This is a genomic window from Actinacidiphila acididurans (assembly GCF_016918855.1).
In the GTDB taxonomy this organism is placed as follows: Bacteria; Actinomycetota; Actinomycetes; order Streptomycetales; family Streptomycetaceae; genus Actinacidiphila; species Actinacidiphila acididurans.
On sequence record NZ_JADKYB010000005.1, the window covers coordinates 411,204 to 433,087 of the forward strand.

Genomic DNA, 21,884 nt, shown 5'->3' on the forward strand with positions numbered 1-21,884 from the left:
CGTACCCGGGCGGGCGCACAAGTGGCGATCCGTACCGGCAGTGCTTCCGTACGGCCGGCGAAATCACGGCACAACGGCGCCCACTCCCGTGGGACGCCGTGAGAAGAAAGGCTCATCCGGCTGGTCCCCCGCCGCCCCACGTACACCATTCATCGGAACCTATCAGGGACGGGAAGGAGCCGGGGACAGGCCGGCGCCCCGGAACAACGGGGGTTCCGGGGCGCCGGGTTGGAGGAAGGGGTCAGCCGAGGTGCTGGGCGGCCGCGACGAGGAGGTCGGCGGCGCGGGTGAGGTGGGCCGCCGTGGCGGAGGAGACGGGGTCCGGGGTGAGGGCCGCGTCGTCGAGCACGGTGGCGATGCGGGCGGCGAGCAGGTCGCGCGCGGTGCCGAGGCCGGTGAGGGCGGCCTCGTCGGCGCGGTAGACGCCGTCGCCGGGAGAGGCGGAGGACACGGCCCGGTCGGAGAACTGGAGGGTGGCGGCGGCGAAGTCACCGACGCCAGCGTTGAGTTGCTTGTAGGCGGCGGCGAGCTTCTCGTAGCTCTCGGTGTGGGTGCGCAGGCCGGCCGGCAGGGCGGAGCGGTTCAGCAGCCCGGTGAGGACCACGCCGTCCGTGCGGTAGTCGTCGTGCAGGCCGAGCAGGGAAAGGAGGGTGGGCCGGATGTCGGCGTGGTCGGACCAGACGGCGTCGCTGACGCCGAGGTGCTTGACGCCGGGGCCGGCCATGCCGAGCCAGGTGGTGGTGATGTCGCCGGCGAAGTCGCCGTGGTTCCAGGCGAAGCCGGGGCCGAGGGCCACGCACGGGGAGGCGCAGTTGGCGGCGCCGCCGTAGACGTAGTAGTTCGGGTCGGCGAAGGAGGTGAAGGTGGGCGTGCGCGCCGGGTCGCCGGTGACCATGTGGAGGATCTTCATCTCCGCCTGGTCGGCGAGGTAGTTGTTGACCTTGTCGGTGCGGCCGGTGATGGGGTTGACGGCGGTGACCTTGGACCAGGCGCGTTCGAAGTCGCGGGTGGTGGCGGCGGTCTGCGCCGGGTTGCCGGTGAGGTAGAAGTTGGGCGCGGAGTCGGCGTGCACGCCGAAGGGGGTGGTCACGCCCTGCTGGGTGGCGAGCAGGCCGGTGGCGTTGGCGTTGATCTCGCCGATCTGGCCGTAGGTGCAGGGCACGGTCACGCCGTCGCAGTTCGCCGGGGTGGGGGCGCCGCCCACGAAGTGGTCGTTCTCGTCGGCGGTGACCACGAACAGGGTGTTGGCGGTGGTGATGCCGTCGCCCGCCAGCCGGTCGAAGAAGGTGCCGAAGGCGTCGTCGTAGGACTTGAGCTGCGCCACGTAACCGGCCTCGCCGGGGCCGTACGCGCCGGTGGGGGCGACGTGCCGGTCGTGGGCGTCGGAGATGTACGCGAAGGTGACCGGGACGCCGGCCTCCTGCATCTGGGCGACGTAGCCGAGGGAGTTGGCCGCGGACATCGAGTCGAAGCCGGGGAAGCCGGGGTTGCCGGCCGGGTCGGTGATCGGGGTGCCGCCGGTGGAGCGGACCGCGGCGGCGCCGCCGGTGATCGCCGGGTCGACGGACTTGGCGCCGAACAGCGCCTGGTAGCCGGTGTAGCCGCCGGGCTCGTCGGGCAGCAGGTCGTCGTGCGCGGCGGGGCCGGCGCCGGTGCACAGCGGGGAGGTCTTCGCGCAGTGCACGCCGATGCCGACGAAGTCGGCCTGCGCCTTGGCCGGGGTGGCCTTGGCCTCGGCGGCCTCGGCGGAGTTGGCGCCGAACACCTTGGTGATGTCCACCGTGGTGTTCTCCAGGATGGTGTTGGCCGCCGACACCGCGCCGACGTCGCAGCCGGCCCGGGTGAACGGCACCCAGGGCGCCGGGGTGTTCTTGCCGTCGGGGGTCACCATGGTGGGCGCCTTGTCGCTCGGCGCCGGCACGGAGGAGTCGGCGACACCGTCGGTCCAGTACGCGAAGGTGCTGGCGCTGTTGCTGCTGCCGTCCGGGTTGTAGTAGCGGTACGCGTTCGACACCGGCTGGCCGTGGCGGTCGCCGTACAGGCCGGTCAGCGAGGTGAGGATGTCGTTGCCGGTGTGGGCGATCAGCGGGGTGTGGTGGTTGTCGTCCAGCACGCCGTTGCCGGTGAGGAAGTTCAGCAGGTGCGGCATCTGCTCCAGGTCGGAGGGGACGTTGGGGTTGTCCCGGGTGAAGTGCACATTGTCGAACTGGAGGTAGATCACATGCTTCAGGCCGGGGTTCGCCGGGGCGAGGTCGCAGCCCGCCTCGGTGTGTGCGGTGGCCGTGCCCGGTGCGGCCTGCCCGTTGGCGGCGGCCGGCGAGACCGCCACCCCGCCGAGGCCGAGCCCGAGTCCCAGACCGGCGGCCAGCGCGGCCGCCACCACCCGTGATCTTCGCATCGCGTTCCCTGCTCCCTGGTGTTCGCGGACTGTCACAACGCGCGTAGAACGAGGTACGGCGGGCAGCGTGCCACAGTGGCGCCGGTCACACAGCGGGTTTACAGAAACATGACAGCGGCGCCGGTCCGCCGGGGGTGGCGGGCCGGCGCCGCGGGTCGGGACAGCGGGTCCCGGCCCGGGTCAGGACACGTTCAGCGCGGTGTCGTCGACGACGAAGCTGGTCTGGAGGGTGGAGTCCTCGGCGCCGGTGAACTTCAGGGTGACCGTCTTGCCCGCGTACGAGGACAGGTCGACGGTGCGCTGCTGGAAGCCGGTGGCGGCGTTGGCGTTGGAGTACGTGGCGAGCGTGGTGGTGGTGCTGCCGACGACCGCCTGGAGCTTGAGGGTGTCGTAGGCGGTCGAGCCGGTCTCGGCGGTGTCGATGTGCAGCCAGTAGCTCAGGCTCGCGGTGGTGCAGCCGGCCGGCACGGTGACGGACTGGGAGAGCGTGTCGGTGTGGGTGCTGCCGTAGCCGTCCATCCACGCCTTCCAGGAGCCGGAGTGGGCGGCCTCGCTGCTGGAGTTGCTGACCACGCCGCTGCTGGCGGTCCAGGGCGCGGCGGTGCCGGTCTCGAAACCGGGGTTGCCGAGCAGCTGGGACGGGGTGCAGCCGGTGCCGCCGGAGGAGCCGACGGTCCAGGTGAACGTGGCGGTGCCGCTCGGGCCGGTGCTGTCGGTGGCGGTCGCGGTCACCGTGTACGTGCCGGCGGTGGTGGGCGTGCCGGAGATCAGGCCGGTCGCCGGGGCGATGCTCAGGCCCGCGGGCAGGCCGCCGGCGGTCCAGCTCAGCGTGCCGCCGGCGGTGTCGGTGGCCCCGAGCTGGAGCGAGGCGGCGGTGCCGGCCGTGCCGGTCTGGCTGCCCGGGTTGGTGACGGTGACGCTGCCCGTGGTGCCGCCGGTGGTCCAGGCGTCGGTGACGGGGGTGGCGGTCGCGGCGGAACCGGCGTACGGCAGGCCGTACATGTCCTCGACGGTGCGCAGCACGCCGAAGTGGTCGAGGTGCTCGGTGTACGTGCCGGGCTTGACGGGCTGGCCGTTGAAGAAGGTGGCGATGCGGTTCGGGCCGGTGCTGTCGTCCTCGTCGAAGGTGGTGATCAGCAGGCTGTTGTGGGTCTTGGCCCACTGCACGTAGCCGTCGAGGTGGGTCTTCAGCCACGTGTCACCGGTGGCGATGGAGCAGTCGTGGATGTCGTCGCACAGGTTCGGGATCACCCAGGAGACGGTGGGGAGCTGGGTGTAGTCCGTGGGGAAGGCGGTGAAGGGCTGGTTGTCGGCCGCCGGCACGTTGCTGAAGTTCACCCAGGGGCTGTGCTTGCGGGCGTAGCCGTGGGTGCCGGAGGTGCACACCGTGGAGCCGGCCGAGGGCAGGCTCTCGGAGTAGCCGGTGAAGGTCAGGCCCTTGGCGATGAGCTGCGACGCCTCGTTGGTGGTGCTGAAGGTGTGCGGGCAGGAGTCGTCGGTCACGCCCTGGTTGGACCCGGAGAACAAGTCCAGGTAGTTGGGCTGGCTCGGGTGCTCGATGGCGTAGGAGTTGGTGAAGTTCGCCCCGCTGGAGGCCAGCTGGTTGAAGTACGGGGCGCTGGAGTTGCCGACGATCGAGCCGGCCGAGGTGTTCTCGAAGACGACGATCACGACGTGGTCGGGGCGGGGCACCGCGGCGGTGGCTGCGGGTGCCTTCCCGGCGGCGGTCGTCACGGTCCTCGCGGCGGTCGCGGACTTCGCGGCGGTGGCGGGCTGGGCGGCGGCCGCGGTGGTGAGGGCGGCGGACAGGCCCGCCAGCAGCCCCAGGGTCGCCAGGGCCGAACTCATACGTTTCGCGCGCACGGTGGTCTCCTCGTCCTTGTGCAGTCCTCGTGCACCGATTGCCTCGGAGCACGGGCCGAACTCCGGTTCGAGCGCATGCGGAACCGGCCCGTGGATCACCGCGGGCCGCGCCTCGCCGCCTGACGACGGGGCGAGGCCATCTTCTACATCTTGTCCGTGCTCAGACAAGACGTAGAAGGTGAAGACCGGGTGGCGCGGAGCTTGTGGGCGGGAGGGCGCTCAGCGGCCGGGGGTACGGGACGCCGGGTCCGCTTCCCCGGCCTGCTCGGTGTCCGCGGCCCGCTCGGTACCGGACGGTGAACCCGTCACCACGAACGAGCCCGACGCGGCGGCGCCCCGCACCATCCGGGTGGACAGCACCAGCGCGACGGCCACGATCACGACGAACACCAGCATGACCGTGCGCGCGGCCACGTACTGCGTGGCGACGCCCAGGCCCACCACCGGGACCGACAGGCCGATGTAGGCGCCGAGGAAGTAGCCGGCCAGCACCTCGGCGCGGGACTCGGGCGGGGCGGTGGCACCGGCCGCGCCCAGTGCGCCGCGGAAGGCCAGGCCGCCGCCGGCGCCGCTGAGCACACCGCCGACCACGAAGACCGTGAGGTTCGGCAACCACATGCCGGCGGCCAGCAGGGCCAGCCCCGGGACCAGCAGCAGCGGCGCGACCCGCAGCATCAGGTGCAGCCCGGCCCGGCTGAACGCGATCTGGGCGACGGCGCCCGCGGCGAAGGCCGAGAACGGCACCGCGCCGGCCACCGCGTGCGAACTCTGGTGCAGCGTGCCCGCCAGGAAGCTCGGCGCGAGCGAGTTGAACACGCCGAAGACGGCGAAGGCGGCCAGACCCGCGGCGGTGGCGGCGAAGAACATCCGGCGGGCGTGCGCCGGGACGGCCATCCGCTGCGGGCGGTACGGCGGCGCGGGGTCCGGGCGCGTCGCGGTCTCGGGGGCGACCGCCACCAGCACCGCGAGCAGCAGCAGCGCGGCGCCGAAGACCACGTACGACAGGTGCAGCGGCTGCGGGGCGTACTGCGCGAGCAGCCCGGCGACCAGCGGGCCGACGCCTATGCCGCCGAGGTTGGCGGCGGTGGCGACCACCTGGGCCTTGCGGGTCGGCCCGGCGGGCGCGCCCTTGACGGTGCCCTGGTGGAGTTCGGCCAGGTACGCGGTGGCGGTGGCAGTGGTCAGCCCGACCGAGATCCCGTTGACCACACGGGCCACCAGCAGCCCGGGCAGGCTGGGCTCGGTCAGGAAGATCGTCGCGCTGACCACGTCGATCAGCAGCGCGGGCACCAGCACCCGCTTGCGGCCGATCCAGTCCGACACATGGCCGCCCAGGAACAGGCTGACGATCACGCCGACCGCGTACACCGCGTACACGACCGTGATCATGATCGTGGAGAAGTGGTCGCGGTGCTGGTAGAGCACGTACAGCGGGGTCGGGACCGCCGAGAAGCCCATGTTCACCAGGAAGGCGAGCATGGCGACCCAGAACCCGAACGAGTGATGCCGTCGCCGGCGCCGGAGCCCGGCGTGGTGCTCCGGCGCGGTGCCGGCAGTGGTCGCAGCGGTCATGATGCGTCCTTCGTTTCCTCGTCGGTCCCGCGGCGCTCCGCGGTCCTCCGCATCTCAGGGTCGGCCCGGCACGGTTATGCTGTCCAACGAAGAGTTTCGATGACGGCTATGAAGCGCATGAATAAGCGCACGCCGGCGAGCCGGACCGCGGGAAGAGCCGATGGAACTGCGCAACCTCGAACATTTCGTGGCCGTCGCGGAGGAGGGCAGCTTCACCCGCGCCGCCGAGCGACTGCACCTGGTGCAGTCCACGCTGTCGGTGTCGGTCAAGTCGCTGGAGAAGGAGCTGGGCGGCCCGCTGTTCGACCGTTCGACGCATCATGTGGCGCTGACCGACGCGGGCCGGGCTCTGCTGGTCGAGGCGCGGCACGCGCTCGCCGCGGTGGAGGCGGCCCGGGACGCGGTGGCCGCGGTGCACGGCGGGCTGCGCGGCACCGTACGGGTCGGCATCATGCACTCGCTGACGCTGATCGACCTGGCGGCGCTGCTCACCCGCTACCACCGGGAGCACCCGGAGGTGCAGATCGTGCCCAGCACCGCGCAGGGCGGGTCGGTGGAGCTGGCCGCTCAGGTGACGGACGGCCGGCTCGACCTGGCCTTCGTCTCGCTGCCCGGCGGCCGTCCACCGGGCCTGAGCGTGCATCCGCTGGCCACCGAGCCGCTGCTGCTGGCCTGCCAGGACGACCACCCCTTCGCCCGCCGCTCCGTGGTGCCGCTCGCCGAGCTGGACGGGGAGCGGTTCGTGGACTTCCCCGCGGGCTGGGGCACCCGGCTGAGCGTGGACCGGCTGTTCCTGGCCGAGGGGCTGCGCCGGGTGATCGCCGTCGAGGTCACCGACATCCCCACCGTGACGGAACTGGTCCGGGCCGGATTCGGCTTCGCCTTCCTCACCGCCTCCCTGACCCGGGACTCCCCCGCCATCACCCTGCGCCCGGTCCGGCCCACCCCGCAGTTCGCGGTCTCCCTGGTCACCCCGGCGACCCGCCGGCTCTCCGCCGCCGCCCGCGCCCTGGCCGACCTCGTGCTGAGCATGTTCGACCCGGCTGCGCAGCAGGTCCGGACACGCGTCCGCCCCGGGCGGGAAACCCGGGGCGGACGGTGATTGCGTGATCGGTCAGTCGGCGGTGACCGTCGTGGGGTTGTTCAGGTTGCCGCTCAGCGGGAGGTTGCGGGAGGAGTCGCCGACCAGGATCTGGTACGTGCCGGCGTTCGCCACCCAGTGGCCCGCGGTGGTGCTCCAGGACGCGAGGTCATGGGCCTTCACCGTGAAGGTGACGGTGCCCGAGGCCCCCGGGTTGAGGGTGATCCGCTGGAACCCCTTGAGCTGGTGCGGGGGTTCGCCGGCCGACGCGGGGTCGCCCACGTAGAGCTGGGCCACATCGGTGCCGGCCCGGCTGCCGGTGTTGGTGACGGTCGCGGTCACCGTGGCCTGGCCGTTGTTCAGCGCCCCGACCTGGAGGTTGCCGAAGGAGAAGCTGGTGTACGACAGGCCGTACCCGAACGGGAACAGCGGCGTGAGGTTGTTGCTGTCGTACCAGCGGTAGCCCACCTTCAGGCCCTCGGAGTAGTCCACCGCGCCGTTCTGGCCGGGCCACTGGGCGGTGGTGTTCGCCGGGACCTGGGAGAGCGAGGTCGGGAAGGTGACCGGCAGGTGGCCCGAGGGGTTGACGTCGCCGAACAGCAGCGCGGCGATCCCCTGGCCGTACTCCTGACCGTCGTAGAAGCCCTCGAAGACGCCGGCGACCTGGTTCAGCCACGGCATCAGGACGGTCGAGTTGTTGTTGAGCACGACGATGGTGTGCGGGTTGGCCGCGGCCACCGCCGAGATCAGCGCGTCCTGGTTGTTCGGCAGGTTGAGGGAGGGGTTGTCGGCCTCCTCGTGCCCGTAGTTGTCGCTGGCGAACACCACCGCGACGCCGGAGGACTGGGCGAGGGCCGCGGCCGCGTTCACGTCCGAGCCGTCGTTGTAGGTCACCTTGGTGTTGGTGCCGGCCAGCCGTTCCTGGATGCCGACCAGCGGGGTGTACGTACCGCTGCTGGTGACCGTGCCGCTGCCGCCGCCGATGGTCTGCGTGCCCGGGCCCGCGTCCACGCCGATCACGGCCAGCGAGGACAGGGAGCCGGAGTTGAGCGGCAGCGTGCCGTTGTTCTTCAGCAGCACCGTGCCCTCCTCGACGCCCTGGAGCGCGACCTGGCGGTGCGCCGGGGTGGTCACGACGGCCTTGGTGTTGCCGGTGGGCGCCTTGTCGAACATGCCGAACCGGAACATCTGGGTGAGCACCCGCGACACCATGGTGTCCAGGGTGGCCTGGCTGACCTGGCCGTTCTGCACGGCCTGGATCAGGTAGTCGGCGTAGTAGTAGCCGCTGGGCATCTCCACCGTGAGCCCGGCGTTGGCCGACTCCACCGTGGAGTGGATGGCGCCCCAGTCGGAGGTCACGAACCCGGTGAACCCGGCCTGCTGGTACAGGCCCTTGTTGAGGATGTCGGGGTTCTGGCAGGACGGCACGTTGTTGACGTTGCTGTACGCGCACATCACCGCCGCGGCCCCGCCCTGCTTGATCGAGGTCTGGAACGCGGGCAGGTAGATCTCCTGGAGGGTGCGCGCGTCCACGTTGATCGTGCCGGCCGGCTGCTCGATGTTGTACGCGGCCGCGTGCTTGACCTCGGCCATCACGCCCTTGTCCTGGATGCCCAGGATGTCGGCCGAGCCCATCTGGCCGGACAGGTACGGGTCCTCGCCGTAGGTCTCGTACGACCGGCCCCAGCGCGGGTCGCGGACGATGTTGATGGTCGGGCCGAGCGCGACGTTCACGCCCTTCCCGGCGAACTCCTCGCCGACCGCGTTGCCGTAGGCGCGCTGCCAGGCGGTGTCGAAGGTCGCGGCGGAGGCCATGCCGTCGGGCATCTGGGTCACCCCGCCCAGGCCGTCGCCGACGCCGGACGGGCCGTCCTCCAGGTTGAGGTCGGGGATGCACAGCGACGGAATGCCGACGATCTTGCCGATGTAGTCGGGGTCGTTGGTGCCGTGCAGCATCGACACCTTCTGCTGGAGCGTCATCTGCCCCATGAGCTGCGCGACCCGGGTGGAGGTGGCGGCCGTGGAGTTGATCCAGGGGCAGTTGCCCGGGGCCGGCTGCGAGGGCGGCGGCGGGATCGTCGCGGTCACCCCGCCGACGGTGTAGACCTCGAAGTCCCACAGCGAGTAGCCGTAGGCCGTGGCGCGCGCGGTGCCGTACATCCGGATGTACCGGCCGGTGCCCGTGACGTTGACGCTCTGGACGCCGCCGGTGCCGGTGGTGGTCGAGTAGACCGAGGTCCAGTTGGCGCCGTCGTTGGAGAGCTGGATCTGGAAGCCGGTGGCGTAGGCGTTCTCCCAGCGCAGCACGACCTGGCAGACCGGCAGGGCCGCGCCGAGGTCGACCTGGAGCCACTGCGGGTCGGAGGCCGCGCTCGCCCAGCGGGTGATGTCGGCGCCGTCCACGGCGTAGTAGGCCGAGTAGCCGGGGTCGTTGTCCTGGATCGAGGAGGCCGTGACGGGGTGGCCGAGGGCGGCGTTGTTCGGGCCGCAGTTGCCGCCGGTGCCGCCACCGGTGGTGCCGCCAGTGGTGCCTCCCGTTCCGCCTCCAGTGGTGCCGGAGCCGCCGGTGTGCACCTGGAACTCCCAGAGGGAGTAGCCGTAACCCGTGCCGCGCGCGGTGCCGTACATCCGCACGTACCGGCCGGTCCCGGAGACGTTCAGCGTCTGCGTGCCGCCGGTGCCGGTGGTCGTGGAGTAGACCGGTGTCCAGGTGGTGCCGTCGGTGGAGACCTGGATCTGGAAGGCGGTCGCGTACGCGGTCTCCCAGTTCAGGATCACCTGGCAGACCGGGACGCTGGAACCGAGGTCGACCTGCAGCCACTGCGGGTCCGAGGCGGCACTCGACCAGCGGGTGCCGGTGTTGCCGTCGACGGCGGCGGACGCCGGGGTACCGGCGTTCTCGGTGGAGGAGGCGGTGGCCGGCTGGTTCTGCGCCGCGTTCTGCGTGCCGCAGGTGCCGCCGGTGCCGCCCGATCCGCCGGTGCCGTAGACCTGGAACTCCCACAGCGAGTAGCCGTAGCCGGTGGCGCGCGCGGTGCCGTACATCCGCACGTACCGGCCGGTGCCCGAGACGTTCAGCGTCTGGGTGCCGCCGGTGCCGGTGGTGGTCGAGTAGACGGACGTCCAGGTGCTGGCGTCGCTGGAGACCTGGATCTGGAAGGCCGTGGCGTAGGCGGTCTCCCAGTTGAGCACCACCTGCGAGACGGTCGCGGACGCGCCGAGGTCGACCTGGAGCCACTGCGGGTCCGAGGCGGCACTCGACCAGCGGGTGCCGGTGTTGCCGTCGACGGCGGCGGACGCCGGGGTGCCCGCGTTCTCGGTGGAGGAGGCGGTGGCCGGCCTGCCCTGCGAGAGCAGGGAGACATCGGCGTGCGCGGATCCGGAGGTGCTGAACAGGGCGGCGATCAGGGCGAGGACCACTGCCGCGGCCTGCCACAGGACGAGAGGTTGTCGGGCGACGCGGCGCGTCGCCCGAGCACTGGCATGCATGGTGCTCCCAGGGGGGTGGCGGGCCCGGCGGGCCCGCGGGACAGGAGGAAACGGGTGGTGGGGCACCCGGATGCGGCGCGTGGCGCGCCGCGGGGGCGGCGGCGGTCCGGACCGTGGCGCCGGGTGGCGGCGCCGTGTCGGCCGGAGCCGGTCGAGGGTTCCGCGTTTCCGCGTGGTGCGCGGTCGCGTGCCGGGTCGCCGCCGGTGGGACCGGGGTCCGCGGCGGCCTCAGATACGGGGATGCGCGCGCGGTACGGAGCGGCTGTCGGGCGGTGCGGTCGCGTGCCCCATGTGCGCTCGCCCTTCCTGTGACGAGAACTCGAAGACCCCGGTGTGCGCCGGGCGTGCGCCCGGGGAGAGCGGCCCGGGAGGCTCGCGGACGACCTAGGATCCCTGCGGATCGGCTCGGACCACCCCGGAGCATCTCGGAGAGCGCTCTCCAAGCCCGGATCTCAGCACGCCCGTTCCCCCGCCGTCAAGAGGATTCGCGCCACCGGTCCGCCCGGCCGGGACCCGCCGGGACATCACTCTCCGCACAGATGTTCACCGGTCAGCCATACGGCCCGCATCACCTGTTCACCTGGCGGCAATTCGGTGCACGGTGGGACGTACCGCCCTCGGCGGGGCGGGTTGCGAAGCCTCCGAACACCTTCTACATTCGCGTAGAACGTCTACAGTCCTGTAGACCAATCGGCCGCACGGGCTGCCGCCCCGGCCCGCCTCCGACGAGGATTCCCGTGAGCGATCTGTCCTATCTCCAGGCCGTCACCATCGGCGCGCTGCAAGGCGTGACCGAGCTGTTCCCGGTCTCCAGCCTCGGCCACTCGGTCCTCGTGCCGGCCTTCATCGGGGGCTCCTGGCAGCACCTGGTCACCGAGAACGCCACCTCGAACTCCGAGGGATCCCCCTATCTGGCCTTCATCGTCGCCCTGCACGTCGCGACCGCCGGCGCCCTGCTGGTCTTCTACCGCAAGGACTGGGCGCGCATCATCGGCGCTTTCCTCACCACCCTGCGCACCCGCGCCATCACCAACTCCTCCGAACGGCTGGCCTGGCTGATCGTGGTCGCCACGATCCCGGTCGGCATCACCGGCCTCGTGCTGGAGCACACCTTCCGTACCCTGTTCGCCAAACCGCTGGCCGCCGCGATCTTCCTGGCGATCAATGGCCTGATCCTGCTGCTCGGCGAACGCCTGCGGCGCAATTCCGAGGCCCGGCGGACCGCCGACGCTCCCGTTCCCGCAACGGTCGGCGGCCCCGGCGCGGCGCTGGCCTCCGACATCCAGGACGGGTCCCGCACCGAGCGGAACCTGGCGACCCTGAGCTTCCGCGAGGCCGGTGTCATCGGCCTGTTCCAGACCCTCGCCCTGCTGGCCGGCATCAGCCGCTCGGGCATCACCATGGTCGGCGGCCTGCTGCGCGGCCTGGACCACGAGGACGCGGCCAAGTTCTCCTTCCTGCTGGCCACTCCGGTCATTCTGGCCGCCGGCGTGTTGAAGCTGCCGACCCTGGCCGGGTCGTCCGCCTCCGGCATCCACGGCCAGGTGATCGCCGGCTTCATCGTGGCCGCGATCGCCGCGTACATCGCGGTGCGCTTCCTGTCCCGGTACTTCACCACCCGCACGCTGACGCCGTTCGCGATCTACTGCCTGGTCGTCGGAGCGGCGGGCATCGTCAACTTCGCCTGACACTCCGGCCCACGGTCGGCAGGCGGTTCCGCGCGCCCTGCCCGCGCCCCCACCGGTCCCGGGGGTGCGGGTGGGGTGCTTCCTTGTTCCGCCCCCGGCCTTGTCCCGGCTCGGCTCGGGCTCGGTTCGGGGGCTCGGTTCGGGGGCTCGGTTCGGGGGCTCGGTTCGGGCCGTGCCCGGGGTCAGTCGGTGGCCTCGCCGCGCAGCAGCCGTTCCAGCAGGCGCTCGTCGTCGGCCGACAGGTCGGACACGAAGCGGGCGAGCACCGCGGCCCGGTCGCCGCCGTCGTTGAGCACCGAGTGCATCCGGGCGGCCGCGAGGTCGACCTCGCCCTGCACGGCCGTGTAGGCGTATCCGCGCCCGGCCCGCTCCCTGCGCACGATGCCCTTGTCGCACAGCCGGGTCAGCACGGTCAGGACCGTGGTGTACGCGATGTCGCCGGCCACGTCCGCCTGCACCACCGCCGCGGCCACCGGGCCCCGCGCCCGCCACAGCGCGGCCAGCACCTCGCCCTCCAGCGCGCCGCGCGCCCGCCGCGGGGCGGCGCCGTCGTGCGTACCCGTCGCCGTGCCGCCTGCCACGCCGTACTCCTCCGCCCAGCGCCCCGCCGGTCTTTCGCGTCACGTATTCGTACGACCGTACGACGGCAACCGGCTGTTTCCGGCCACAAGGTACTACGCGTCGCCCAGCAATCGCCGCAGCCGGTCCAGCACCGCCCCGGGCGTGGCCGGCCGCCGGGCGGACTGGAGCAGCGCCGGCACCTCGGCCTCCAGTGAGCCGAGCGGTCGTCGTTCCCGCCGCGTATCCCCGGCGTTCATGATTTGATCCCCTCGGATTTACCGTCTACAGTCGAGTAGAACTTCTACCGAAAGTAGAAGCCGAGTCGACGCCGAGTCTGCCACGCCGGCCGGTCCCGGCGCATCCGCACCAGGAGCACCACCGGGCTCGTCCTCAACATCTACACAAGTGTAGACGCAGGGGGTCACGCAGGCGCCGCCGGCCCGGAGACGCAGGTCCACCGACCCCTGGGAGACCCACCCCGATGACAGTCAGTTCCGCGGTCCCGCTGGCCTTCGACGGTTCCGGCATCGACGGCTCGCTGTTCACCAGAGTCACCGACTTCGCGCACCAGACCCATTGGCTGAACGGCCCGCTCAAGATGTGGACCAACGCCGGGCTCGTCGTGTTCGCGGTACTGATGGTCATCGGCTGGTGGAACGCCCGGCGTCGCGGCACCGCCGCCATGACGCTGGCGCTGGCCGCACCCGTGGCCTCGGTCGCCGCCTTCGCCGTCGCCGAGGTGATCAAGAAGCTGGTGGCCGAGACCCGCCCCTGTTACTCGCTGCCGCACGATCACTTCGTGGACGCCTGCCCCGGCCGCAGCGACTACGCCTTCCCCAGCGGCCACAGCACCTTCGCCTTCGCCGCGGTGGCCGCGCTGTGGCTGGTCGACCGCCGCCTGGCCGGCATAGCCGCCGTCTTCGCCCTCTTCGAGGGCTTCACCCGCGTCTACCTCGGCGACCACTACCCGCACGACGTGCTCGGCGCCGCCGTGATCGCCATCCCCGTCGCCTACGCCATCAGCCGCCTCCTCGGCCGCTTCGCGGTCCCCCTCGTCGAACGCCTCAGCGCGGGGGCGCTCAAGTCGGTGCTCACCGCGGCGCCTTCCACCCCGCACTGAGCTGCCGCTCTCCCGGACCCGGTGCCCCGGCCGCCACCCCCGTGCGGTCGGGGCACCGGCATGAGGTGGGGGCCTTTGGGGCTTTGGGCTCCGGGGTTCGAGGCTTCCGGGGCCGGACTCCGGGACCGGGGGCCCATGACAGGTACGGGCGGGGCGGGTTACGATTCCCGCGATGAATGACTCCCTCATGAGATTGGGGGTCCCGTCCACGCAAGGTGAGTGCTGATGAGCGCTCACGTCGTGGACGAGGAGACCCGCCTTTCCTTCTGGTCGAGCGTGCGCCGGTTCGCGGTGCCGCCGTTGATGATCGAGACCGCGAGTGCCCGCCGCCGGGTCGGCGACTGGGCCGGGGCCTGTGCCGCCGCGGGAATCGACGTCGAATTCCGACTGCGGTCCGTGGCACGGGCGCACGGCAGCGAGCTGGCCGCGCGGGTGCGGGCGGATTTGCGCCGGCTGGCACCCGATCTGCTGCGCTGGCACATGCCGAGGATCGCTCCTGACGGGCTGTTGCGCCCCGGGCTGACGACCACGCTGGCCCGCTACGGCACCGAGGGCCGCGCCGGCCCGGTGCACCTTGTGGCCCGGACCCCGCCCGCCTGGGCCGACGGCGGTCAGCGGATCGCCCTCGCGCTGTGGGACGGGTCTGCGTCTTCGTACGGCGCCGCGGCCGGCCGCCATCCGCATCCGCGCCCCGACCGGCGGTTCCGCCTCGACCTGCACCGTCACCTGTGGGACGCGCACCGGGCGGACGAGTTGGGGGTCCGGGCCGGGTACGGTGCCGCGCCGACCGCCGGTCCGCCGGGCGCGGCGCCACCGGAGTCCCACTGGGCCGTCGCCCGGTGGGCCGCCGAGGCGGCGATCCTGCTGCGTGCGGAGGGGCTGTCCGCCGGCCGCGTCACCGTACGGCTCGGGCCGCGGCAACGGCTGGACCTGGACGTGGCCGCCGAGGGGGACGGGCCGCCCGTCCTGCGCACCGCGGCGGTGGCCCCGGCGCGCGGCGGTTCCGCCGGACCGGTCCTGCCCGACGCGGCGACCTGGGTGCTGCCCGACCTGGAACTGCTGCGCGCCGGACTGATCGAGCCCGGCGCACTGCACCCGCTGGTCGCCTCCGCGCTCGTACCGGACCACGTCGTACCGCCCCCCGCGTCCGGCCCCCCGGACCCGGCCGGGCGACCGCGCCTCGTGCAGTGCCGCGGCGCCACCCACCGGATCGGCCTGGTGGGCGGCGTACTCACCGCTCTGGACCACGACCCGGCCGAGCTCCGCCGCGAGGAGCTGCTGGCCGCGCTCACCGGCACCCCGCTGCCCTGCCTCCAGGAGATCGACCGGGCCCACCGCCGCCCCGACTGGCTCCCCGACGTCCGCGCCCGCCTCGACCACGGCGACACCGCCGGCGCACTCGCCGTCGTCGAGGACCTGCTGGGCCCGGCCGCCCTGCTGCGGGACGGTGCCCTGCGCGACGAACTCGAGGCGGCCGCCCGCCGCCGCATCACCTATGGCCTCTTCCGCGCCGGACTCACCGACCCCGGCCCCGGCTTGCCCATACCGGCCGCGTTCCTTCGCCCGTCCCCGGGCCCTGCCCCCCGCCGCGACCGCCCGAACCGCCGTCGCCCTTCCCCCTACCACCGCTCCCACCCCCGGCAAGCCGCTTTCCGCTGATCCGTTCCCACACCTCCGCCCGGGGGACCCGGGCCTGGTTCTCGTACGCCCGCACGCCGTCTCGTACGTCAGCCCGCGCTCCGGCCCGGTCCACCGCCGATTCCGTAGCCGCACCTCAACCGGAGCCCCGCGCCCGTTCCGTGCGTCCGCCCGTCCTCACTCGGACTCGGTCCAGCACCCGAACTGCCCTCCCGCCGGCCTGAACCAGCACCCCCGTCCGTTGGAGCCCGGACCCCGCACGCCCGACCGCCGGCCGCACACCTCCGCCCGTACTCCCACCCACCAGGACCCGCACCCCGCACGCCCGACCGGGCCAACCGCACCCCCGCCCGTAGTCCCACTCGACCAGAAAAGGTGATCGCCCATGCCCATGAGCACCCGGACCGCCACCACTTCCGTACCTGCCGATTCCGACACCGAACCCGATCCCGCCCCCTCCCCCCTCTCGCGGCTCGATGTCGCGGGTGAGTTGCTCACCCTGCTGCGCGCGGCGGGGACCGAGCCGCGCACCGATGAGCAGTTGGAGGCCCTGACCTTGGCCGTGGCCGCTGACCTGCCCGTACTGCTGTGGGGGGAGCCGGGGATCGGGAAGACCGCGGCGTTGACGCAGCTTGCCGCGGCGCTGGAGTTGCCGCTGACCACGGTGATCGCGAGCGTGCACGAGCCGTCCGACTTCTCCGGGCTGCCCGTGGTGGGCGCCGATCCGGCCGAGCAGGGGGTCCCGATGGCCCCGCCGGACTGGGCGGTGCGCCTGGTGAAGGCCGGCCGGGGGCTGCTGTTCCTGGACGAGTTGTCCACCGCGCCGCCGGCCGTGCAGGCCGCCCTGCTCCGGCTCGTGCTCGAACGGCGCATCGGCGCGCTGAAGTTGCCCCCGGGGATCCGGATCGTGGCGGCGGCCAATCCGCGTTCCTCGGCGGCCGACGGCTGGGAGCTGAGCCCGCCGCTGGCCAACCGTTTCGTCCACCTCCAGTGGACCCACGACCACGAGGTGGTCGTACGCGGCCTGGGCGGGACCTGGCCCCGGGCGACCCTGCCCCGGCTGGACCCGGAAAAGCTCGCGCCGGCCGTCGACTTCGCCCGCCGCGCGGTGTGCGGGCTGCTGGCCGCCCGCCCCGGGCTGGTGCACCGGTTGCCGAACCGGGAGGGCGCCCGGGGCGGCCCCTGGCCGTCGCCCCGGAGCTGGGAGATGACCCTGTGCCTGATCGCCTTCGCGACCGCTGCGGGCTCCGCCCGGGACGTACTGTCCCTGCTGGTCAGGGGCACGGTGGGGGACGGCCCCGGCCTGGAGCTGCTGGCCTGGCTGGACCGGATGGACCTCCCCGATCCCGAACAGCTGCTGGCCGACCCGGCCGGCGCCGCTCTGCCCGAGCGCGGCGATCTGCGGCAGGCCGTGCTCGACGGCGTGGTGGAGGCGGTCCGGGCCCGTCCGGACCGGTCCCGCTGGGACGCCGCGTGGGCGCTGCTGGTCCGGGCGCTGGAGACCGGCGCCCCGGACCTGGTCGTCGCCCCCGCCACCGCCCTTGCCGCACTGCGCCGCGCGGACTGGGACGTTCCGGCGGCGGTCGAACGGCTTGCCGGGGCGGTGTCCCTGTCCCGGCGGGCGGACCGATCGGCGGACCGGGCGGCGGCTCAGGCGGCCGCTCAGGCGGCGGCCCGGGTGGGGCTCGCGGCGCGGGGTGGGCGATGAGCGGAAACGTAAAGGCGCCCGTGGACGCGCCGCGGCCTCTGGACCTCGACAAGCTGTTCGCCGCACGGCTGCACGCCGCCCGGGCCCGGCCGTACCTGGCGACGGCGCTGTTCGCGTTGCACACCGTGGAGTCGCGGACCGTACCGACGATGGCCGTCGACCCGTACTGGCGGTGCTACGTCTCCCCCGCCTTCGTGGACCGTACGCCGGTGGAGGAGCTGGCCTCGGTGTGGGTGCACGAGGTCTCGCACCTGCTGCGCGACCACCACGGGCGCAGCGACCGGGTCGCCCGGGAGCGCGGGCTGACCGGCCCGGGGGAACGGCTGCGGATGAACATCGCGGCGGACTGCGAGATCAACGACGACGTCTACGGCGACGGCCTGGTCCGGCCCGAAGGGGCCGTCCAGCCGGCGATGTTGGGGCTGCCCGAGGGCGAGCTGATGGAGGAGTACCTGCGCGGATTCCGGCTCGGGCCGCATACCGCGGGTGCGGCCTGGCTGGACTGCGGCAGCGGCGCCGACGGCCTGGCGCGGGACTGGGACCTGGGACCGTACGGCTCGGACGGCCTCAGCGACCAGGAGCGCGACGCGGTCCGCTTCCGGGTGGCCCGGGCGATCACCGGCCGGCCCGGCCGCGCCCCGCGGGGGTGGCAGCGATGGGCGGAGACGGCGTTCCATCCGCCGCAGCCCTGGCGGGAGTTGCTGGGCGCCGCGGTCCGCTCGGCGGCGTCCGCCTCGGGCGCGGGCGAGGACTACAGCTACGGCCGCCCGTCGCGTCGTTCGGCCGGGGTGCCCGGCGTCGTCCTGCCGAGCCTGCGCCGCAGACCGCCGCGGGTCGCCGTGGTCATCGACACCTCCGCCTCGGTCAGCGACGCCGAACTCGGCAGCGCCCTCCTGGAAGTGGCCGCGATATCGCGTTCCGTGGGCGGCCGCCGCGACCAGGTCGTCGTCCTGCCGTGCGACGCGGCGGCCCACGTCGCGCACTCGCTGTGCCAGGCCGAGGGGATCCCGCTGATCGGCGGCGGCGGTACGGATCTGCGCACCGGGTTCGCCGCGGCGCTCCGGCTCCGCCCCGGGCCCGACGTCGTCGTGCTCCTGACCGACGGGCAGACGCCGTGGCCGGACACCCGGCCGCCGTGCCGGACCGTCGTCGGCCTGTTCGCCCGACCGCCGAGGAGCGAGGACGAGGACGAATACGGGTACGGGTACGGGTACGTGCCGGACTCGCCGCCGGATTGGGCGCGGGTGGTGGAGATCGGAGCGGGGTGGTGAGGTGCGGGCCCTGCGGGAGCTGGCCTGGCCGGGCCCGGCCTCGGGCTACCGGCGGGGGCCCTGTCCGGTCTGGCCTCGAGGTGCGGGGCCGCGCCCGCTTTGGCCTGGCGTCGGGGCGTAGGCCAGCTCGGTCCGGCCAGGTCTCGGAGTGCGGGTCGGGGCTGGTCCGGCCCCGGGATACAAAGCCGGACTCGGTCCGGCCTGGTCTCCGGGTGCGGGCCAAGGCCCTGTCCGGCCCGGGCTGGCCTCGGGGTGCGGGGCCGCGCCCGCTTTGGCCTGACCTCGGGGTGCGGGTCGGGGCTGCTCTGGCCCCGGGATACGAAGCCGGACTCGGTCCGGCCTGGTCTCCGGGTGCGGGCCAAGGCCCTGTCCGGCCCGGGCTGGCCTCGGGGTGCGGGGCCGCGCCCGCTTTGGCCTGGCGTCGGGGTGCGGGTCGGGGCTGCTCTGGCCCCGGGATACGAAGCCCTGCCCGGCCTGACCCGGCCTCCGGGTGCGGGCCGGGACTGGTCCGGCCCACCAGGTGCGGGCCAAGGCCCTGCCCGGCCTGACCCGGCCTCCGAGTGCCGCCAGGTCCTGTTCCGCCTCCGGGCTCGGTCCGCCTGGCCTCGGGCTGCCGCCCGAGCCGGTCGGGCCTCCAGGTGCGGGCCGGGCCCGGCCTCCGCTTCTGCCCGGGTGCTGCTCACCGGTCCTGCCCGCGGGCCCCACTTCACCCGAGGCGACCCCTCCCGGGGCCTACCCCTCCCTCGGCGTGAGCATGAAGAGCGGAATCTCCCGGGCCGTGCTGGCCTGAAAGTCCGCGACCTGCGGATAGCGCGCGACCTGCTGGGCCCACACCTCGGCGCGCTCGGCGCCGGCCAGCTCCTCGGCGAGTACGGGGATCGTCTCGGTGCCGAACTCGACCGTGGTGCTGGGGTGGGCGCGGAGGTTGTGCACCCAGTGCGGGTGGGCCGGGGCGCCGCCGTTGCTGCCGATGACGACGTAACGGCCGTCGTCCTGCGGGGTGCAGGCCACCGGAGTGACGCGCTCGATGCCGGTCCTGGCGCCGAAGTGGTGGACGAGGATCATCGGCGTGCCGGCCAGCGCGCCGCCCACCCGCCCGCCGTTGGCCCGGAACTCGTCGACGATCCGCCGGTTGAAGGGGCTGGCCACGACGGCCTCGTCCCGTGCCGACTCCGACATCATCATCTCCTACGCTCAGAACGTGCCGACCGGGCGCTTGGACGTGCGGCTTGAACACTACCCGGCCACTCACGACCGCGCGGCGGATCCGCCGGACCACGACTCGGTAACTGCCCTCAAAGAAGGGCGAGTTCAGAGGAGGGTGACGACGAGCTTCCGCGCGGAGACCCCGCCCCGGAGCCGGCGCAGTGCTTCGGCACCCTCGTCCTTTCGGGCGCCTCGGCCAGGTAGTGCTGGGTAGTACCGCCATTCCTACCGACAGGCCTTCCCTGGCTGCGGCGGCAATCCCGCGCCTACGGTGAATGCATGAGCATTTCGTTCCTCGGCAACAAATCCGTTCACCGTGTCGGCTTCGGTGCCATGCAACTCGCGGGCCCCAATATCTTCGGTCCGCCCGCTGATCCGGAAGCCGCGAAGGGCGTACTCCGTCACGCCGTCGCGCACGGGGTGGACCACATCGACACCGCCCAGTTCTACGGCCCCGATGTCGTCAACGACCTCATCCGCGAGGCGCTTCACCCGTATCCGGAAAGTCTGCGGCTGGCCACCAAGGTCGGTGCCGTCCGCGACGAGCAGGGCGCTTGGCTGCCCAGCGGTGACCCCGCCGACCTCAAGCGCCAGGTGGAGCAGAACCTGCGCTCGTTGCGGGTGGAGCGGCTGGATCTGGTGAACCTGCGCCGTTTCGAGCGGGACATTCCCGACGGCACCGAGCCGCCACTGGCCGATCAACTCGGCGCGCTTTCCGAACTGCGCGACGAGGGAAAGATCGACCTGATCGGCATCTCGAGCGTGAAGGCGGATACGGTTCGGGCCGCGATCGATACGGCCGGAATTGCCGCGGTGCAGAACGCGTACAGCATCCTGAACCGTACCGACGACGCGATCCTGGAATTGTGCCGCGCGCACGCCATCGCGTTCGTCCCGTATTTCCCGCTCGGTTCGGCATTCGGCAGTGGCGGCCCGAAGCATCTCGCCGCCGACCCGCAGGTGAGCGCGGTGGCGGCCAAGTACGGCATCACCCCGACGCAGGTCGCCCTCGCCTGGCTGCTCGCGCGGTACGAGCGGATGCTTCTCATTCCGGGCACCAGTTCGATCGCGCACCTGGAGGAGAATCTCGCGGTCGACGCTGTCACCCTTGACGCGGAGGACCTGGCGCTGCTCGACGCGGTCGAGCCCGTCCCGCTGGGGGCCTGACCGGGGCGCGTTCCCGTACGGTGACAGCACCGGTCTCGCCCTCAGCCCTCGGCCGGGCTGTCGGCGCGCGCCGGGATGTCGGCCCGCACGGCGCCGACGCGGAGGAAGTCGAGCTTCTCGGCGTCGGCGCTGCCCGTCGGCGCCGTGTAGACCACGAGCTTGACGTCGGAGTCCGGGACCGTCACCACGTCGCAGTTGAGCGTGATGTCCCCGACCAGAGCGTGGTGAACCGTCTTGACGAGGCTGCGGTGCGTGGCCGCGCGGCCTTCGTCCCAGAGCTCGGCGAAACGCGGGCTCTTCGCTCGAACGGTGGTGACGAGCGAGCGGAATCGCGGATCGTCCCCCAGCCGCGCGGCCGAGCGCCGCAGGTCCGCGACCATCGCCCGCTCGAACACCTCGGCACCGCCGTGGGGGGTCGCGACCCGGGCCGTAGTGCCGTCGACGAACGTCGCGACGATCAGGTTCTGCCCGGGAAGATCGGTCGCCGACGGCGTGGCGAACAGCGCGCACCACAGCGGTGTCGAGCTCAGCAGGGTCCAGTCGGCGGCGAAGGCCGCGAGCGGCAGGTCCGCCATGCGGGCGATCATGCGCTGCACGCCCGGCGGGATGTGGTCGGACACCTTCCCGGGCCCGGGCGGAAGCTGGTTCGCCGACCGGTAGAGCAGCTCCGTCTCGGTGCGGTCGAGCTGAAGCGCCCGGGCCAGCGCGGACACCACCTGCGGCGACGGCGTGACCGACCGCCCCTGCTCGAGCCGCATGACGTAGTCGACGCTCACCCCGGCCAGCAGTGCCAGTTCCTCGCGCCGCAGCCCCTTGGCCCGCCGGTGCCCGACGGACTCCAGCCCGACGTCCGCCGGATGCAGCCGCTCACGCCACGTGCGCAACAGCCCACCGAGCGAATGAATGTCAGAAGCAGCCATGGGTCCATTCTCGGCGAGAACCCGCCGGGCAACCTGGGACGGCTGGTCCCATGACCACCACCCACCCGCCGCAGGGGTTCCACCGAGCACCCCCCGACGCGCTGGCCCCAGGATCCGAGCCCGCGGCGGAGCTCTTCGCACCCCGGCCGGGAGCTTAATCCCAGGTCCAGGCTATGTTGGCCTCGGACGGAGCGAGGTGGTC

General features: G+C 72.8%; 15 protein-coding genes. 7 read left to right on the top strand and 8 right to left on the bottom strand.

Translation table 11 applies throughout. The annotated features are described in order from the left end of the window. Positions 1-241: 241 nt before the first annotated feature. The 3 genes from ITX44_RS12005 to ITX44_RS12015 all read right to left on the bottom strand — a co-directional run bounded on the left by ITX44_RS12005 (position 242) and on the right by ITX44_RS12015 (position 5,833). The gene (locus ITX44_RS12005) at positions 242-2,398 is read right to left on the bottom strand and encodes a hypothetical protein (protein WP_205357101.1); all 2,157 of its coding nucleotides are present in this window, start codon (positions 2,396-2,398) and stop codon (positions 242-244) included. Between the two features lie 180 nt (positions 2,399-2,578). Continuing rightward, positions 2,579-4,261 carry an alkaline phosphatase family protein gene (locus tag ITX44_RS12010; RefSeq protein ID WP_307795220.1) on the bottom strand — a complete coding sequence of 561 codons (1,683 nt, stop codon included), beginning with the start codon at positions 4,259-4,261 and terminating at the stop codon, positions 2,579-2,581. A gap of 219 nt (positions 4,262-4,480) precedes the next feature. Next, entirely contained in the window at positions 4,481-5,833 is a 1,353-nt protein-coding gene (locus ITX44_RS12015) for an MFS transporter (protein ID WP_205357102.1), read from the bottom strand. A gap of 160 nt (positions 5,834-5,993) precedes the next feature. Here ITX44_RS12015 and ITX44_RS12020 point away from each other — a divergent pair, with 160 nt between their 5' ends. Further along, complete coding sequence (locus tag ITX44_RS12020; protein ID WP_205357103.1) at positions 5,994-6,935, top strand: LysR family transcriptional regulator; 942 nt, start codon at positions 5,994-5,996, stop codon at positions 6,933-6,935. A 12-nt stretch (positions 6,936-6,947) separates the two neighbouring features. Here the strand turns inward: ITX44_RS12020 and ITX44_RS43200 are convergent, their stop codons facing one another. Beyond that, complete coding sequence (locus tag ITX44_RS43200; RefSeq protein ID WP_205357104.1) at positions 6,948-10,403, bottom strand: discoidin domain-containing protein; 3,456 nt, start codon at positions 10,401-10,403, stop codon at positions 6,948-6,950. Between the two features lie 737 nt (positions 10,404-11,140). On the opposite strand from ITX44_RS43200, the gene ITX44_RS12030 reads away from it, so the two are divergent. Then, positions 11,141-12,091, top strand: a complete 951-nt coding sequence (locus tag ITX44_RS12030; RefSeq protein WP_205357105.1) for an undecaprenyl-diphosphate phosphatase — start codon at positions 11,141-11,143, stop codon at positions 12,089-12,091. Positions 12,092-12,273: 182 nt separating this feature from the next. Here ITX44_RS12030 and ITX44_RS12035 read toward each other — a convergent pair whose 3' ends face one another. Next, positions 12,274-12,672, bottom strand: coding sequence for a BlaI/MecI/CopY family transcriptional regulator (locus ITX44_RS12035; RefSeq protein WP_205357106.1), 399 nt, complete (start codon positions 12,670-12,672; stop codon positions 12,274-12,276). A 93-nt stretch (positions 12,673-12,765) separates the two neighbouring features. After that, positions 12,766-12,909, bottom strand: coding sequence for a hypothetical protein (locus tag ITX44_RS12040; protein ID WP_205357107.1), 144 nt, complete (start codon positions 12,907-12,909; stop codon positions 12,766-12,768). A gap of 224 nt (positions 12,910-13,133) precedes the next feature. On the opposite strand from ITX44_RS12040, the gene ITX44_RS12045 reads away from it, so the two are divergent. From ITX44_RS12045 to ITX44_RS12060, 4 genes are all read left to right on the top strand, one after another. Continuing rightward, positions 13,134-13,772 carry a phosphatase PAP2 family protein gene (locus ITX44_RS12045; protein WP_205357108.1) on the top strand — a complete coding sequence of 213 codons (639 nt, stop codon included), beginning with the start codon at positions 13,134-13,136 and terminating at the stop codon, positions 13,770-13,772. Between the two features lie 225 nt (positions 13,773-13,997). Then, entirely contained in the window at positions 13,998-15,431 is a 1,434-nt protein-coding gene (locus ITX44_RS12050) for a hypothetical protein (RefSeq protein ID WP_205357109.1), read from the top strand. A 364-nt stretch (positions 15,432-15,795) separates the two neighbouring features. Further along, positions 15,796-17,118, top strand: a complete 1,323-nt coding sequence (locus ITX44_RS12055; RefSeq protein ID WP_205357110.1) for an AAA family ATPase — start codon at positions 15,796-15,798, stop codon at positions 17,116-17,118. Further along, positions 17,115-18,389, top strand: coding sequence for a vWA domain-containing protein (locus tag ITX44_RS12060; RefSeq protein ID WP_205357111.1), 1,275 nt, complete (start codon positions 17,115-17,117; stop codon positions 18,387-18,389). The genes ITX44_RS12055 and ITX44_RS12060 overlap by 4 nt, the downstream gene beginning before the upstream one ends. Before the next feature lie 732 nt (positions 18,390-19,121). Here ITX44_RS12060 and ITX44_RS12065 read toward each other — a convergent pair. After that, the gene (locus tag ITX44_RS12065) at positions 19,122-19,568 is read right to left on the bottom strand and encodes a nitroreductase family deazaflavin-dependent oxidoreductase (protein WP_205357112.1); all 447 of its coding nucleotides are present in this window, start codon (positions 19,566-19,568) and stop codon (positions 19,122-19,124) included. A gap of 306 nt (positions 19,569-19,874) precedes the next feature. Here ITX44_RS12065 and ITX44_RS12070 point away from each other — a divergent pair, with 306 nt between their 5' ends. Beyond that, the gene (locus ITX44_RS12070) at positions 19,875-20,762 is read left to right on the top strand and encodes an aldo/keto reductase (RefSeq protein ID WP_205357113.1); all 888 of its coding nucleotides are present in this window, start codon (positions 19,875-19,877) and stop codon (positions 20,760-20,762) included. 41 nt (positions 20,763-20,803) lie between these two features. Here ITX44_RS12070 and ITX44_RS12075 read toward each other — a convergent pair whose 3' ends face one another. Continuing rightward, positions 20,804-21,682 (bottom strand): helix-turn-helix transcriptional regulator, encoded by an 879-nt coding sequence (locus tag ITX44_RS12075; RefSeq protein ID WP_205357114.1) that lies wholly within the window; start codon positions 21,680-21,682, stop codon positions 20,804-20,806. Positions 21,683-21,884 lie beyond the last annotated feature (202 nt).

Coding starts and splice junctions, on each gene's coding strand:
- ITX44_RS12020 (WP_205357103.1), top strand. CDS start 5,994: ATGGAACTGCGCAACCTCGAACATTTCGTGGCCGTCGCGGAGGAGGGC.
- ITX44_RS43200 (WP_205357104.1), bottom strand. CDS start 10,403: ATGCATGCCAGTGCTCGGGCGACGCGCCGCGTCGCCCGACAACCTCTC.
- ITX44_RS12075 (WP_205357114.1), bottom strand. CDS start 21,682: ATGGCTGCTTCTGACATTCATTCGCTCGGTGGGCTGTTGCGCACGTGG.
- ITX44_RS12065 (WP_205357112.1), bottom strand. CDS start 19,568: ATGTCGGAGTCGGCACGGGACGAGGCCGTCGTGGCCAGCCCCTTCAAC.
- ITX44_RS12015 (WP_205357102.1), bottom strand. CDS start 5,833: ATGACCGCTGCGACCACTGCCGGCACCGCGCCGGAGCACCACGCCGGG.
- ITX44_RS12055 (WP_205357110.1), top strand. CDS start 15,796: ATGCCCATGAGCACCCGGACCGCCACCACTTCCGTACCTGCCGATTCC.
- ITX44_RS12060 (WP_205357111.1), top strand. CDS start 17,115: ATGAGCGGAAACGTAAAGGCGCCCGTGGACGCGCCGCGGCCTCTGGAC.
- ITX44_RS12070 (WP_205357113.1), top strand. CDS start 19,875: ATGAGCATTTCGTTCCTCGGCAACAAATCCGTTCACCGTGTCGGCTTC.
- ITX44_RS12005 (WP_205357101.1), bottom strand. CDS start 2,398: ATGCGAAGATCACGGGTGGTGGCGGCCGCGCTGGCCGCCGGTCTGGGA.
- ITX44_RS12040 (WP_205357107.1), bottom strand. CDS start 12,909: ATGAACGCCGGGGATACGCGGCGGGAACGACGACCGCTCGGCTCACTG.
- ITX44_RS12045 (WP_205357108.1), top strand. CDS start 13,134: ATGACAGTCAGTTCCGCGGTCCCGCTGGCCTTCGACGGTTCCGGCATC.
- ITX44_RS12050 (WP_205357109.1), top strand. CDS start 13,998: ATGAGCGCTCACGTCGTGGACGAGGAGACCCGCCTTTCCTTCTGGTCG.